The organism is Deltaproteobacteria bacterium (assembly GCA_003696105.1).
In the GTDB taxonomy this organism is placed as follows: Bacteria; Myxococcota_A; Polyangia; order Haliangiales; family J016; genus J016.
This window is the reverse complement of the sequence record RFGE01000063.1, coordinates 1-13545: the sequence shown is the minus strand read 5'-3', so window position 1 is coordinate 13545 and position 13545 is coordinate 1. Positions and strand designations below refer to the sequence as shown.

The window sequence follows — 13545 nt, the reverse complement described above, 5'->3', positions numbered from 1 at the left end:
GCTACGCGAGCTTGTCGAACTGCGCCGCCAGCTGGCGGTAGCGCAGTAGGAATTCGGAGTGGCGCTCTTTGATGCGGGCGAGATAGCGGCGCTCGCGCCGCTCGGCGAGCGCGCGGTCGGCCACTTCGCGAACGCGTCGCACGAGGGAGGCGATGTCGTCGAACGGCTTGAGCACGTAGCCCGCGACGCCGAGGTCCGCCGCGTCAATCGCGCTCTCCGTCGACGCGAAGCCAGTCATGATCATCGCGGTGAGGTGCGGGTCGATGTCGCGGCAACGCCCGATCACGCGCAGGCCGTCGATGTCCGGCAGGTTCTTGTCGATGAGCAGCAAGTCGACCGCCTCGCCTGCAGTGCGCGCCTGCGCGACCTGCTCGATTGCCGGCGCGCCGGCTCCGGCCGAGCGCGCGTCGATGCCCTCGGTCGCGAGCACGTGCACGAGCATGTCGACGACGTCCGGGTCGTCGTCGACGACCAGGACCCGCGGCGGCCGGTCCGGGTCGATGTCCGGTTCCGGCCCGCCCGCGATCCGCTGTTCCAGGTCGAGCGAGCGCCGCTCCGCCTTTACCAGCACGCGCAAGAAGTCTTCGACAATTGCCCGCATCGCCGCGAGCCGGCGGCGCCGATCGGCGCGGCGGTGCGCCTCTGCCAGTACGCGGTCGAACGTGGCGAGTACGGCGGCTTGGCTGTCGGCGGCCACGTCGATCAGGTCGAACGCGCCGGCGCGAAAGGCCGCCACGACGTCCGCCGCCGCCGGCGAGCGCCCGACGGCGACCGGTGGCATGTCCGGCAGCGTATCGCGGACGTGGCGGATTGCGTCGAGGTCAGTCGCGACCACCGCGACGCAGGTCGCTTCGTCGCCGTCCATCACGAGCGCGGCGCACGCCTCGCCGGCATCCGGCTGGCGGACGACGGCGATGTCGGCCGGCGCGAGCAACTCAGCCAGGCGCGCTGCGGCCGCGTCGTCGGCCGGTGCGATCGCGACGATGCGCGCGACGTTCACCGGCCCCGGATCACCCACCGCTGTTCGCCCTCCTGCACGATTTCGTCCGTCGCGAACGGGACGGAGAAATATGCGTTTGGAATGTAGTAGGTGTCCATCAGGTCGCGAAAGTGCGGGCTGGTCGGATCGTAGATCGTGCCGCCCGGCACGGCGAGCCGGATTCGGATCGATCCGCCGGTCGCGTCCGCGATCATGCGCTGCGCCGGACCGGCGCCGTCTTGGCGAAAGTCCAAGTCGGTCCACGTGCAGTCGGCCCGGTTGATCACGAAGTTGTCGCCGGCGCGCGGGTAGCCGCGGCGCAGCGCCGGGTCGGGGTCGTTCGGCGGCGGGATATTCAACTCGTTGTTCGGAAACAGCGGTTCGAGGGTGAGCGTGTGAAGCGCGCCCCACCGCCAGGAGTCCATCGGTGCTCCGTCGAACGCATCCGTTCCCCTGAGCCACTCGAGCGCACGGTCGAGCGACTGCAGCGCGATCAGCGTGCAGCTTTCGACCTCGGGGGTGTCGAGGTCGTCGCACAGTACCGGCTGGCCCGTCTCCGCGGCCAGCCCGCTGCGGAACGTGTCGGGCTCTTCGAGCAGCGCCAGCGCCACGCGGATCGTCAGGTTCTCGTTGATCTTGTAGATGTCCCAATCGAGGCGCGCGACCTCGTCGCCGAGCGCCGCGCCGACGAAGAAGTGGCCCCAGACGTTGAAGATCGTCGTCGCCACGCTGTCGTCGATGTCGGCCTGCGGCGGCGTTCCGGTGACGGCCGGCACGGTGCGCAGCGTCCACGCCTCGAGGCGTGCGGCCGCGTCGCGCAAGCGCGAGACGCGGTCGGCCGGGAGCGTGGCTAGCCACGCCGTCACACCCGCGTCTCCGCCGTCGACCGCGGCGGCCGCGGTCGCGAGCAGCGGCTGGAACCGGGCGCCAAGCGTCGAGTCGCTGTCCGTTTGAATCGCGGCCATGTCCTCGGCAGTCATCGCAGTGCCGGCGTCGATCCGCTGGCGCAGCAGGCGGTCGATGCGGCCCGTGCGCAGGCCGGGCGCGTAGAAGGCACTCAGGTACAGGGGGCGACCGTCGACGATCGGTTGGTTGAACGGGTCGCCGTCGAAGGTGGCGCCCACCGGATCCGAGTTGGCGGTGACGAGATAACCGGCCGGCGGATTGTAGGCGTGGGGCAGATAGCGCGGGTCCATCATGCCCTGCCACTCGGCCGCGCCATCGCCGGGCAGCACGAAGAACGGCGCGAGTCCATCGGGGGCGTCGTCGGCGTTCCACGTGTATGCGTTCGGATCGCGCAACGGCACGTCCGCGTGTGTCGACCAGCCGATGTTGCCGTCCGCGTCGATGAACACCCAGTTTTGTCCGCCGTATCGGAACTCGGTGAGCGCCGAGAAGGCGTCGGCGACCGTGTCGGCGCGGTTGAGATCCCACAAGAATCGGATCTCGAAGGTGACGTCGTGGCCCGTGTAGCGGACCGACAGCGCCTGGTCGGTGTCGCGCGGAATGACCGTGCGGTCACCGATCGTTGGCAAAATCGGGCCGTGGTGCGGCACGCGCTCGTAGTCGACCGTGACCGTATCGAAGATGGTCCCCAGCGAGCCGATGCGGAACGTCTCGGTCCACGTCTCGATCGGCACCTGATCGCCGTTGAACCGAACGCAGTCGCCGGGCCCGTCGTCGCAGGGTTCGATCTGTTCGAGGTAGACGTCGTTGACGTCGTGAAACACGACGGTGGACGCCCATGCGACCTTGCCGTTGGTGCCGTGAAGGACGCCCGGGATGCCGGGGAACGTGCCGCCCTCGACGTCGAGCACGCCGGGAATGACCATGTGGATCGGGTAGAACACGGACGGGTTCGGCAGGCTCAGGTGCGGGTCGCCCGCGAGAAGTGCCGAGCCGGCGGCGTGATCGGGGCCGACTACCCAGTTGTTGGAACCGGAGTGCGGAACGAGCAGCCCGTCTGGCAGCCCGTTCGGGCCGAAGTGTTTGGCCGGCCGGTGCGTGCGGCTCGCCGCGCGAAGCAGCGCGCGCGGAACGCGCGGCCGGGTCGCCCGGCGGGGAGCGGGCAGGTCGGCGGTCGCCGCGAGCGCGCGGCGCAGCAACCGGCCCGCGGCGGAGCCGCGCCGGCTGGCGCCGATCGAGTTGGACCGCGACCCCGTGTCGCGGTCGACGTTGGGGAAGCCGTCGATGGTCGACACTCGATCGATCGGAATGAACCGCAGCAGGTCGGCCGCGAAGCCGGCGCGGGCGGCGAGATCGGGGGCCGTGGCCGGGTCGGCGCCGTCGAACACGTCGCGTGCGGTCTGGTAGACGTCGGTGGCGTCGAGCACGAAATCCGCCGTGTACGACAGGGCGAACGCCTGGAACTTGCCGAGCACGAGGCTGTCGACCGGCGACCACGGCGCGAACCGCTCCGGGTCGAATACGGCGAGAATCCGGTCGTCGAGTTGCCATACGCCGGCGAGGACGTCCGCGTTGTAGGCGTTGACGCCGTCGGCGAACGCCGTGAGCGCCTCGACGATGTCGCGGTCGCGCGGATCGGTCGACGCCTGCAATTCGGCCCACGCCATTTCCGACAGGGGCCGGAATCGGTGCATGCGCATCTCGAAGTCGGACTCGAGGGCGTCGTCGTCGATGCCGAACAGTTCGGCCACGGTGCCCGCGCCGAACCGCCGCAGGATGTCCATCTGCGGCAGGCGATCGTGTGCCATTACGTAGCCGGTCGCGAAATACAGGTCGCGGATCGATTCGGCGTACACGTGCGCGACGCCGAACCGATCGCGGGCGACGTGCGCGGTGCCGTCGAAGCCGTCGATCTGCAGGTCGCGGGTCAGCGACAGGTCGTCGTACGGGCCGGCCGGCGGACCGCCGGCTCCGCCGCCTCCGCCGTCTCCGCAGCCGGCCGGGACCGCGGCGAGCGCGATGCCGATGACGCCGGCGACAAGCGCCGCGCGGGGACCGTCGATGGAGCGTTGCGGGCCGAAAGCGAACGAGGTCATCGTCGCGCAATGTACACCATCGCGGCCGCAGGCCGCCGGCGTGCGGTACGATCGCACGCAGCGGGCAGCCGCAGCGCCGTCCGACGGGAATCGCGTCGCGCTCCGCGCGGGCCGTGCGCCGCCGCGACCGCTGGCGGCCGCCGGCATCTGCCTTTACTCTCCCCCCGAGATGTCGAACGACTCCCTGTTCTTGCGCGCTTGCCGGCGCGAGCCGGTCGAGCGTACGCCGGTGTGGATGATGCGTCAGGCGGGCCGGTATCTGCCGCAATACCGCGCGGTGCGCGAGCGCGTGAGCTTCATCGAGCTGTGCAAGTCGCCCGACCTCGCGTGCGAGGTGACGCTGCAGCCGATCGACGAGTTCGGCTTCGACGCCGCGATCCTGTTTAGCGACATCCTGATTCCGCTCGAGGCGATGGGGATGGAGCTCGCGTTCACGCCGGCACCGGTGTTGCCGGCGCCGGTGCGCGACCGCGCCGCGATCGATCGCCTCGTCGTGCCCGATCCCGAGGCGTCGATGCCGTTCGTGTTCGAGGCGGTGCGCAAGATTCGCAAGGCGCTCGCGGGCCGCGTGCCACTCATCGGATTCGCCGGGGCGCCGTTTACGCTGGCGACCTACGCGGTCGAAGGGGGGGGTTCAAAGAGCTATCCGAACCTGAAGGCGCTGTTGTATCAGCAGCGAGACGCTGCGCACGCGCTGCTCGGCAAGCTCGCCGAGTGCTGCGCGCTGTATTTGGAGGCCCAGGTGGCCGCCGGCGCCCAGGCGATTCAGTTGTTCGACAGTTGGGCAGGGATCCTGTCGCCGCGCGATTTCCGCGAATTCGCGCTGCGCTATGCGCGCGACACGTTCGACCGGTTGCGGGCGTCGAGGACCTGGTCGGAGTCGCCGGTGCCGATCATCTACTTCGTCAACGGCTGCGCGCCGTATCTGGACGTGTACGCCGACAGCGGCGCGGACGTCCTCGGGATCGACTGGCGCGTCGATCTGGCCGAGGCGCGGCGGCGCGTGGGGCCGGGCGTCGCGGTGCAGGGCAACCTGGATCCGACGTGCCTGTTTCTGCCGCCGGACGAACTGCGCGAGCGCGTCCGCGAGGTGCTGGAGGCGGCGGGATCGGAGCCGGGCCACGTGTTCAATCTCGGCCACGGTGTGCTGCCGCAGACCGATCCCGAGCGCGTGCGGGTGATGGTCGAGGCGGTCAAGGAACTGTCGCGGCGATGACCGGTCGGCCTCGAGTAGCGGTCGTCGGAGCCGGCATCGGCGGCCTCGCCGCAGCGCGGGCGCTGCTGCACACGGGCCGCGTCGATGTCGCGGTGTTCGACGCGGCCGACCGGCCCGGTGGCGTGATCCGGTCCGTACGCGACGAAGGATATCTGCACGAGCGCGCCGCCAACGGCTTCCTCGACAACGTGGCCGACGGCGCGGTGCCGCTGTGCGAGGAGCTGGGGGTACCGGTGGAGCCGGCGTCACCGGCGGCGAAGCGGCGGTGGGTGTTCTATCGAGGTCGGCTGCGGCCGGTGCCGGCCAGTCCGTGGGAGGCGTTGCGCACGGACCTGGTGTCGTGGCGCGGCAAACTGTACGCGGCGGCCGAGCCGCTGCGCAGGCCGTTGCGCATCGGCGACGAATCGGTCGCGGCGTTCGCGCGCCGACGGCTCGGGCCGGAGATCGCCAAGGTGGCCGTCGGGCCGATGGTGACCGGCGTATTCGCGGGCGATGCGGAGCGGTTGAGCCTGCGCGCGGCGTTCCCGAAGATCGCCGCGCTGGAGGAACGCGGCGGGCTGGTCCGCGGCATGATCGCCACCGCACGGCAGAGGCGGCGGTCCGGCCAACCCCGGCGATCGGGCCGGCTGTGCGCGCCGTTGGGCGGCGCCGGCGCGCTGGTCGACGCGGTCGCGGCAGAGGTCGGCGACGCGCTGCGCACGGGCGCGTCGGTCGACCGGGTCGACCGGCTCAAGAATGGTCGATTGCGGTTGCGCGGGCAACGGTTGGGCAAGGCGGCCGCGCAGCCGTTCGACGCGGTCGTGCTCGCGGTCGCTGCGCCGGTGGCGGCAGAGCTGGTTGCGGGGGCGCTGCCGGACGCGGTGCGGCCGCTGCGGGGGATCGAGTTCGCTCCGGTCGCGGTCGCCTACCTCGGATACCGCCGCGGCGACGTGCCGCACCCGCTCGACGGGTTCGGCTTTCTCGTCGTCGACGGCGAGCCGATCCGCGCGCTCGGCGTCGTGTTCGAGAGCAGCATCTGGTCGGGCCGCGCCCCCGACGACTGCGTGCTGCTGCGCTGCGTGTACGGCGGCGTACGCGATCCGGCCGCGGTCGACCTGGACGACGACGACCTCATCGCCGCGGCGCGTGGCGACGTCGGCCGCGCGCTCGGCATCGCCGCGGCGCCGACACACCGTGCGGTGTTCCGCCACCGCCGCGCGATCGCTCAATACACGATTGGGCACCTCGACCGCGTGACGGCGGCCGAGCGCGTGTGCGAGCCGGCCGGCGTCGTGCTCGCCGGTGCGAGCTATCACGGCGTCGCGGTCAACGCCTGCGTGGCCGATGCGTCGAGGGTCGCGCGCCGCGTGCTCGCGCACGTCGGCGTCGCGGCGTGTGCCGCGATCGCCGCGGCGTGTGCGGCCGGAGGTCCGGCGCCGGCGCGCCCGGCCGTCGCACCGGCGGACGCGGCGGTCTCGCGTGCGCCGGCTGCGGAGCGAGGCGCCGATCCGGCGCGGACGGCGCCGCCGGGCGCTGTCGAAGTCCAGGTCGTATGGCCGCGGCCCTCTGCGGAGATGTTGCGGTCGCCGGGCGTCAATGCGTGCGGAGCGCCGCGCCCCGCACCGCTGCCGGTCGCGCCGGAAGCGGTCATCGCCGACCGACACGCTCGCGAGCGCACGGTCGGGGTTGCCGGTGCGGTGGTGACCGCAGCCGGTCCGGCACCCGCGCCGCCGGCGCCGCCGGCGCCGCCCGCCGCGGTCGCGGTGCGAGACTGCACGCTGTCGCCGCGGGTTGCGCTCGTGCCCGCGGGCGGCGCGGTGGCCGTGATCAACGACGACGACCGCCGCCATGTCGTGCACGTGAGATACGCCGGCGGAGGCGCGGCGGTGGTCGCGCCGCTGCCGATCGCGGGCCGGCGCATCGACGTGCCGCTGCCGCGCGAAGGGATCGCCGCGCTGTGGACCGAAGCGGACCCGGATGATGTCGTCTACGTCGCGGTGGCGGCGCATGCGTGGACGGCGATCACCGACGCCGCGGGCACCGCACGGCTCGACGGCTTGCCGCCCGGTCGCTACGAACTCCGCGTGTGGTTCCCGCCGGCGGCGCCCGGCGGCCCGGACCACACCGCCGTGGCGCGGGCGGACGTGCCGGCGGAAAGCCGCGTCGTCATCGCGCTCGAGGGAGGGCCGCGATGACTGCGCGTGCGGGCGGTGCGGGGAACGCCCCGGCCCCGCTTCCGGGTCTGCAGTGCGCCGCACCCGCACGGTGGACGCGGGTCACGCGCCGGTGACGGAGGCTCGACGTGTGGACTCTACCTGCGGCGATCGAGGACGCGCTGTGGGCCGCCGCTCCGCGGGTGCCGCGCTCGGCGCTGGTCGCGGCGATTCGCGCGCGGTCGATCGCGTATACGCGCGAGCGCGAGCGCATCGCCGGCCTGGGCGGTGCGGCCGATCTCGCCGCGCGCGCGGTGTTTTTCGCGGTCGCCGACGCGGCCAAGGTGCGCATTCCGCTGGCGGAGCTGCGCGGGCGCGGGCTCGTCCCCGCGCGGCGGCCGCTGCGCGTGCTCGACGTCGGCGCCGGGACCGGTGCGATGACCTTTGGTGCGTTCGCCGAGTTGGGCGCGCCGCTCGATGTCGTCGCCGTCGACCGCGACGCGGAGGCGCTGGAGGTGATGCGTGCGGCGTTCGAACGAGTGTGCGACGGCGACATCGCGCTGGTGCCCCGCGATGCGGACGAGCCGCGCTGGGGCGACGAGCCGTTCGATCTCGTGGTCGCGGGGGCGGTGTTCAACGAGGTGCTCCCAGAACGGCGGTACGAGCTGGCGCGAAACCTCCTGGAGTCCGTCGCCGACGACGGCGCGGTCGTCATCGTGGAGCCGGCGCTGCGGCAGACGGCGCGCGATCTGCACCGCTTGCGCGACGCGGTGGTCGACGCGGGGGCCGCACACGTGTTCGCGCCGTGCATCCGGTCTGTCGCCCCGTGTCCGATGTTGGCCGACGACCGCGATTGGTGCCACGAGGATCGTCCGGTACAGCTGCCGCCGCGCGCCGCACAGCTCGCGGCCGCGACCGGCTTGCGCGAGCGCGGACTCAAGTTTTCGTACCTCACGCTGCGCAAGCGAACCGATCCACTCGTCCCCGCGTCGGCCGGCACTCTGCTGCTGCGCGTCGTGTCACAGCTGAACCGGCCGAAGGGCAAGCTGGAGGTCGACGGCTGTGGTGACGCCGGGCGCGTGCGTTTGCGCTTGTTGCGGCGACATCGTTCCGAGAGCAACCGGGACATCGCCAGCGTCCGGCGAGGCGACGTGGTCGCGCTGGCAGAGCCGATCGCGCCGGCGGCGCGTACCGGCGTGATCGACATCCGCGCCGATACGCCCGTCCGGCGGTTGCAGCCGGCGTCTCGGCGCGACGCGCCGTGACGGCGCGTCCGGTGGGGGGCGCGTGGAGTGCCGGACCGCGCGGCCACCGCCCCCGGCAGAGCGATTCGCGCCAGCGGGGCTCCCGTCAATCCGGATCCGCGTCGGGGGCGACTGTCGCCATCGGTTCGGTCTTGCGGACGGCGTCGTCGTCCGGCGCGGCGCCGTCCGCGTCGTCACCGGCCGGGCCGCCGGCCGGATCGAGCGCTTTGGCGCCGAGCGGCAGCGTCTGCCGGCTCTTGCGACCGCGGCGCCGCTTGCGGGAAGGGGCCTCGGGTTCGGCGTCGGAGCTGGCGTCCGCCGCGGGTGCGGCATCGCCCGCCTCCGCGGATTCGGCGTCTGCGCGCGCCGAGTCGGCGCCGTCCTCCGCGGACTCGGCGCCTGCGCGCGCGGAGTCGGCGCCTTCCTCCGCGGATTCGGCGCCGTCCTCCGCGGACTCGCCGCTGGCCCCCGCGGATTCGGCGCCTGCGCCTGCAGCCGACCCGGCGTCCTGTGCCTCCGGCGCGGTCGGCGTCGCCCCGCTCGCGTCGACCGGCATGGTCTCCGCCGATCCGATCTCGCGCGGAACCCCATCGGACAACCCGGCGTCGATGACTTCGGCGCCGGATGCCGGCCGGCACTCGATCACCTCGACGAGGATGCCGGTGATGTTGTCGTGGCCACCCCGTTGCTTCGCGGTGTCGACCAACTTCTCCAGCGCGGTGTGGATGTCGTCCTCTTGCAGGTAGGACGCCAGTTCGACGTCGGACGGAAAGTAGTCGTGCAGCCCGTCGGAGCAAAGCAGCAGCCGATCGCCGGTGCGGAGCTTGACGTGAGAGATTTCGACGCCGACGTCGGGCGATACGCCGATCGCATTGACGAGGATGGTGCGCAGCGGCGACGCCTGCGCCTCCTCGACCGACAGCTTCCCCTCGATGACGAGCACTTCGGCGACCGTGTGATCGGTAGTGATCTGCGACGCCTTCCCGTCCCGGAGCAGGTACGTCCGGCTGTCGCCGACGTGGGCGATGAACGCTTCGCAGCCGGACACGAGCAGGACGTCGAGGGTGGTTCCCATCCCCTGTTTGTCCGCTTCCTTGATCCCGCGCGAGAATACGGCCTGATGGGCGGCGCGCACCGCGTCTTCGAGGAGCGCCACCACCTTGCGACGATCTTCGTCGGTCGGGTGGGCGGCGAAGGCGCTGAGCAGGTCTCGGTGGGCAGACAGCGCGGCGCTCACCTGCTCGACCGCCATCGCGCTGGCCACTTCCCCTGCGGCGTGGCCGCCCATGCCGTCGGCGACGATGAAGTACTCGAGTTGCGGGTCGACGTAGCCGCTGTCCTCGTTGTGATCGCGGACCACGCCGACGTCGGTGATCTCGGCGGCCTTCAGCTTCACCGTGGGTTGCGTGCTCGACATGGCGAGTCCGGGCACCGTAAGGATACCGTTAGAACCGTTGGCATTTCTCGCACGGCGCACCAGAAATTGCTCGGGCCGCGGTGAATGCGCCGGGCGGCGCGGCGGTCGACAGAAAGGCGATTGACCCCGGCCTGTCGGCTCGCTTACCGTCCGGCAGGTCCGAGTTCGTCGGGACTGAGCAAACAGGAGATACGGATGGTCCGGTACTTGTGGGCACTCGTGGGGGCAGCGGTCGCGGCCGCGGGGGCGCCGGCCGCGCACGCCGGCCCGCAGCACACCCTGAAGATCGCCACGGTCGCGCCGGAGGGCACGCCGTGGGCGGATCTGCTGAAGCTGTACAAGCGCAACGTCGAGAAGGCCAGCGGCGGTCGACTCAAGGTGAAGGTCTATCTCGGCGGCACGCTCGGCGACGAGATCGCCGCCGTCCGCAAAGTGAAAAGCGGCCACATCCAGGGCGTCGGCGCGTCGACCGGCGCGCTCGCGTCCCTCGTCCCGGAGCTCAACGTCGTCGAGATTCCGTTCATGTTTCGCGGCTTCGGGGAGGCGGACTACGCGCTCGACAACCTGCTGCTGGCGCCGATGGAGAAGCTGTTTCGCGACCGGGGCCTGGTGCTCGCGTTTTGGAGCGAAAACGGCTTTCGCCACTTCGGCTCGAACTGGGGGCCGATCCTGAAGCCGGAGGACCTGAAGGGCCGCAAGATGCGGTCGCAGGAGAGCTTCGTCCACATCGAAATGTGGAAAGCGCTCGACGCGGCACCGCAAGCCATTCCGACGACCGAGGTCCTCACGGCGCTGCAGACCGGGGCGGTGGACGGCTTCGACCAGGCGTTGCTGTTCGCGATCGCAGCGAGCTGGCACAAGTCGATCAAACACGTGACGCTGTCGGCGCACATCTACCAGCCCGCCGCGATCGCGTTCAATCGCGAGTGGTTCGACGGGCTACCGGCCGACCTGCAGGCGATCCTCATCGACGAGGGGCGCAAGATCGTGCGGCGCGGCCGCAAGCTGATTCGCGCGCTGAATCCGGATCTGATCGAGATCCTGCGGAGCGAGGGAATTCAGGTCCACCGGCTGTCGCCCGCGCAGCGGGCGGCGTTCGAGCGGGCGACCGCCCGCGTGCGCGATGCGTTTCGCAAACAGCAGAGCCCGTCCGCCGTGCGCGTGCTCGACTTGCTCGAGAACGGGTTAGCAACCTACCGCAAACGGAAGGCGCCGTAGTATCGTCTGCGCGTGCGCGAACCGACGGAACGTGGCGCACAGCCCAGTTTCCCGCTGATCCGCCGGCTCGACCGCGCCTGGTTTCGCGCCGAGCAGCTCCTGTGTGGCGTGATGTTCCTCGCGATGGGGCTGCTCGTGTTCGCGTCCGTGATCCGCGACGTGTTCGGGACCGACCGCGGTTGGGGGGATGTCGCCGGCCTGTTCGCGTTCGTGTGGCTCGCGCTCGAGACCCGCGTCGTACGCGACGGCGAGCATCGGCGGTCGCGGGCAGCGAACGCGGCGATTGCGGCGGCGCTCACTGCCGCGATCGCGGGCGTGATCGAAATCTATCTGCGCAATTTGCCCGGCGGGTTCGTCTGGGCCGGCGAGGCGGCGCTCGGGCTGATGCTGTGGGTGGCGTTCCTCGGCGCGTCGATGGCGACCTACGAAAAGGCGCACCTGTCGCTCGAGTTCGGCGAGAAGATCTGGCCGCGCGGCGTGCTGCACGTGGTCAAGGCGATCGCCCACGCGATCACGTCGGCCTGTTGTCTTGCGCTGCTTGCGTTGTCGATCCACTCGATACGCGAGCACTACGCCGCGTGGAAGAGCGCAGGCGGCCACGGCAGCACGCTGCAGACGCTCGATTGGGTTCCGCTGTGGGCGGTCTACCTCGTGTTCCCGTACGTGTTCGCCGCGATGGCCGTGCGCCTGCTGGCGCAGACCTATACGATCGCGACGCGCACCGACGAGGCGCCGAAGGAGCAGGTGCCGACGTGATCGTCGCGCTGGTATTGCTCGCGCTCGCGCTGATCGGAGCGCCGCTGTTCGTGATCGTCGCGGTGGTCACGACGGTCGCCTACTCGGTGTACACGGACGCGATCGACGGCTTTACGTCGCTCACGCAGTTGATCGCACCGATGGAGGGCCTCGTAACCAAGGGAGAGTTTCTCGCGATTCCGCTGTTCATGGCCGCCGGCGCGATCATGACCCGCGGGGGACTCGCCGAACGGCTCGTGCGCGTGATGAAGGAGGGGCTCGGGTGGTTGCCCGGTGGGCTCGGCGTCGCCTCGGTGGCGGCGTGCATGTTCTTCGCGGCGATCTCCGGATCGTCGCCGGTGACGCTGATCGCGGTCGGTTCGATCATGGTGCCGGCGATGCTCGAACAAAAGTATCCGGAGAACTTCTCGCTCGGCATCGTCATGACGGCCGGTTCGCTCGGCTGCCTCGTGCCGCCGGCGATCTCGATGTTGATCTACGCCATCTCGGTGAGCGCTCTGCCGCATGGCAACGTCGATCCGAGCCAGCTGTTCATCGCCGGGTTGGTGCCCGCCGTGCTCATCGCCGGGGCGCTGGCCGTCTACTCGATCTGGGTGGGGCGCGGCGTTCGCGGCGAGCGGCACCCGTTCCGCTGGAGGGCGTTCTGGCAGGCGTGCGTCGATGGCGTATGGGCGCTGCTGCTGCCCTTGGTCGTGCTTGGCGGCATCTACTATGGCTTGTATACGCCGTCGAAGGCAGGTGCCGTCGCGGTCGTTTACGCGCTCGTCGTCACGATGGGCATCTACCGCGAGCTGGACGTGCGCGGCGTGATCGACGCGCTCGCGGAGGCGGGCAAGCTGATCGGCATGCTGATCCTGATCATCGGGCTCGCGTTCGGCCTCAACGATTTCCTCGCGCTGATCCGGGTGGATCAGGCGCTCAAGGCGTTGATCGAGCGCTGGCAGCTCGGCCCGGTCGGGTTTCTGCTGCTGGTCAACGTCGTGCTCATCGTGCTCGGCGCGCTGATGGATTCGATCAGCGCGACACTGATTTTCGCGCCGATGCTCGCACCGCTTGCGGTCGAGCACTACGGGATGGACCCACTGCACTTCGGCGTCGTGTTCGTCGTCAACATGGAAATCGGCTATCTGATGCCGCCCGTGGCGACCAATCTATTCGTCGCGGCGGCGGTGTTCAAAAAGCCGTTCGGCCAGGTGTCGAAGGCGGTGTTGCCGACGCTCGCGATCACGATCGCGGGGTTGTTGGCGTTCATGTATGTACCGACGCTGTCGAAGGGGCTCGTCAACTACCAGGCCGGCCTTCCCGTGTGGGAGCCGTTTCCGTGGGATGGTCGGCCGCAATCCGCGTTGGCCGAGGAGAGCGCCGGTGGCGGTGCGCTCGGGGCGGCGCTCGACCGCGCGCGCGCGCGCGCCGGCTTGGCGGGCAACGCGCCGGGCGGCGACGCGGGCGCGGGCGACTACGCGGACGACGACCTGGGCATCGGCGCGCCGGGCGGCGGCGCGGGCGCGGGCGACTACGCGGACGACGACCTGGGCATCGGCGCGCCGGGCGGCGACGCGGGCGCAGGCGACTACGCGGACG

9 protein-coding genes are annotated in these 13545 nt (G+C 71.0%); 6 read left to right on the top strand and 3 right to left on the bottom strand.

Annotated elements, in window-relative coordinates; translation table 11 throughout:
* Position 1: 1 nt before the first annotated feature.
* Entirely contained in the window at positions 2-1000 is a 999-nt protein-coding gene (locus tag D6689_04040; GenBank protein RMH43832.1) for a response regulator, read from the bottom strand.
* Positions 997-4128: a penicillin acylase family protein gene (locus tag D6689_04035; GenBank protein ID RMH43831.1), complete on the bottom strand. Its 3132-nt coding sequence runs from the start codon at positions 4126-4128 to the stop codon at positions 997-999. The genes D6689_04040 and D6689_04035 overlap by 4 nt, the downstream gene beginning before the upstream one ends.
* A gap of 22 nt (positions 4129-4150) precedes the next feature.
* On the opposite strand from D6689_04035, the gene hemE reads away from it, so the two are divergent.
* The 3 genes from hemE to D6689_04020 all read left to right on the top strand — a co-directional run bounded on the left by hemE (position 4151) and on the right by D6689_04020 (position 8594).
* On the top strand, positions 4151-5197 hold the full coding sequence (gene hemE, locus D6689_04030) for a uroporphyrinogen decarboxylase (GenBank protein ID RMH43830.1): 1047 nt from the start codon (positions 4151-4153) through the stop codon (positions 5195-5197).
* Positions 5194-7371 carry a protoporphyrinogen oxidase gene (gene hemG, locus D6689_04025; GenBank protein ID RMH43829.1) on the top strand — a complete coding sequence of 726 codons (2178 nt, stop codon included), beginning with the start codon at positions 5194-5196 and terminating at the stop codon, positions 7369-7371. The genes hemE and hemG overlap by 4 nt, the downstream gene beginning before the upstream one ends.
* A 107-nt stretch (positions 7372-7478) precedes the next feature.
* Positions 7479-8594, top strand: a complete 1116-nt coding sequence (locus D6689_04020; protein RMH43828.1) for a methyltransferase domain-containing protein — start codon at positions 7479-7481, stop codon at positions 8592-8594.
* A gap of 85 nt (positions 8595-8679) precedes the next feature.
* Here D6689_04020 and D6689_04015 read toward each other — a convergent pair whose 3' ends face one another.
* Positions 8680-9990: a serine/threonine-protein phosphatase gene (locus D6689_04015; protein RMH43827.1), complete on the bottom strand. Its 1311-nt coding sequence runs from the start codon at positions 9988-9990 to the stop codon at positions 8680-8682.
* Positions 9991-10074: 84 nt separating this feature from the next.
* On the opposite strand from D6689_04015, the gene D6689_04010 reads away from it, so the two are divergent.
* From D6689_04010 to D6689_04000, 3 genes are all read left to right on the top strand, one after another.
* Complete coding sequence (locus tag D6689_04010; GenBank protein RMH43826.1) at positions 10075-11208, top strand: TRAP transporter substrate-binding protein; 1134 nt, start codon at positions 10075-10077, stop codon at positions 11206-11208.
* Between the two features lie 12 nt (positions 11209-11220).
* Positions 11221-11964: a TRAP transporter small permease gene (locus D6689_04005; protein ID RMH43825.1), complete on the top strand. Its 744-nt coding sequence runs from the start codon at positions 11221-11223 to the stop codon at positions 11962-11964.
* A partial coding sequence (locus D6689_04000) for a TRAP transporter large permease subunit (GenBank protein ID RMH43824.1) occupies positions 11961-13545 on the top strand: 1585 nt, incomplete at its 3' end. The genes D6689_04005 and D6689_04000, both read left to right, overlap by 4 nt.

Coding starts and splice junctions, on each gene's coding strand:
- D6689_04015 (RMH43827.1), bottom strand. CDS start 9,990: ATGTCGAGCACGCAACCCACGGTGAAGCTGAAGGCCGCCGAGATCACC.
- hemG (RMH43829.1), top strand. CDS start 5,194: ATGACCGGTCGGCCTCGAGTAGCGGTCGTCGGAGCCGGCATCGGCGGC.
- hemE (RMH43830.1), top strand. CDS start 4,151: ATGTCGAACGACTCCCTGTTCTTGCGCGCTTGCCGGCGCGAGCCGGTC.
- D6689_04035 (RMH43831.1), bottom strand. CDS start 4,128: ATGCCGGCGGCCGCCAGCGGTCGCGGCGGCGCACGGCCCGCGCGGAGC.
- D6689_04010 (RMH43826.1), top strand. CDS start 10,075: ATGCGCCGGGCGGCGCGGCGGTCGACAGAAAGGCGATTGACCCCGGCC.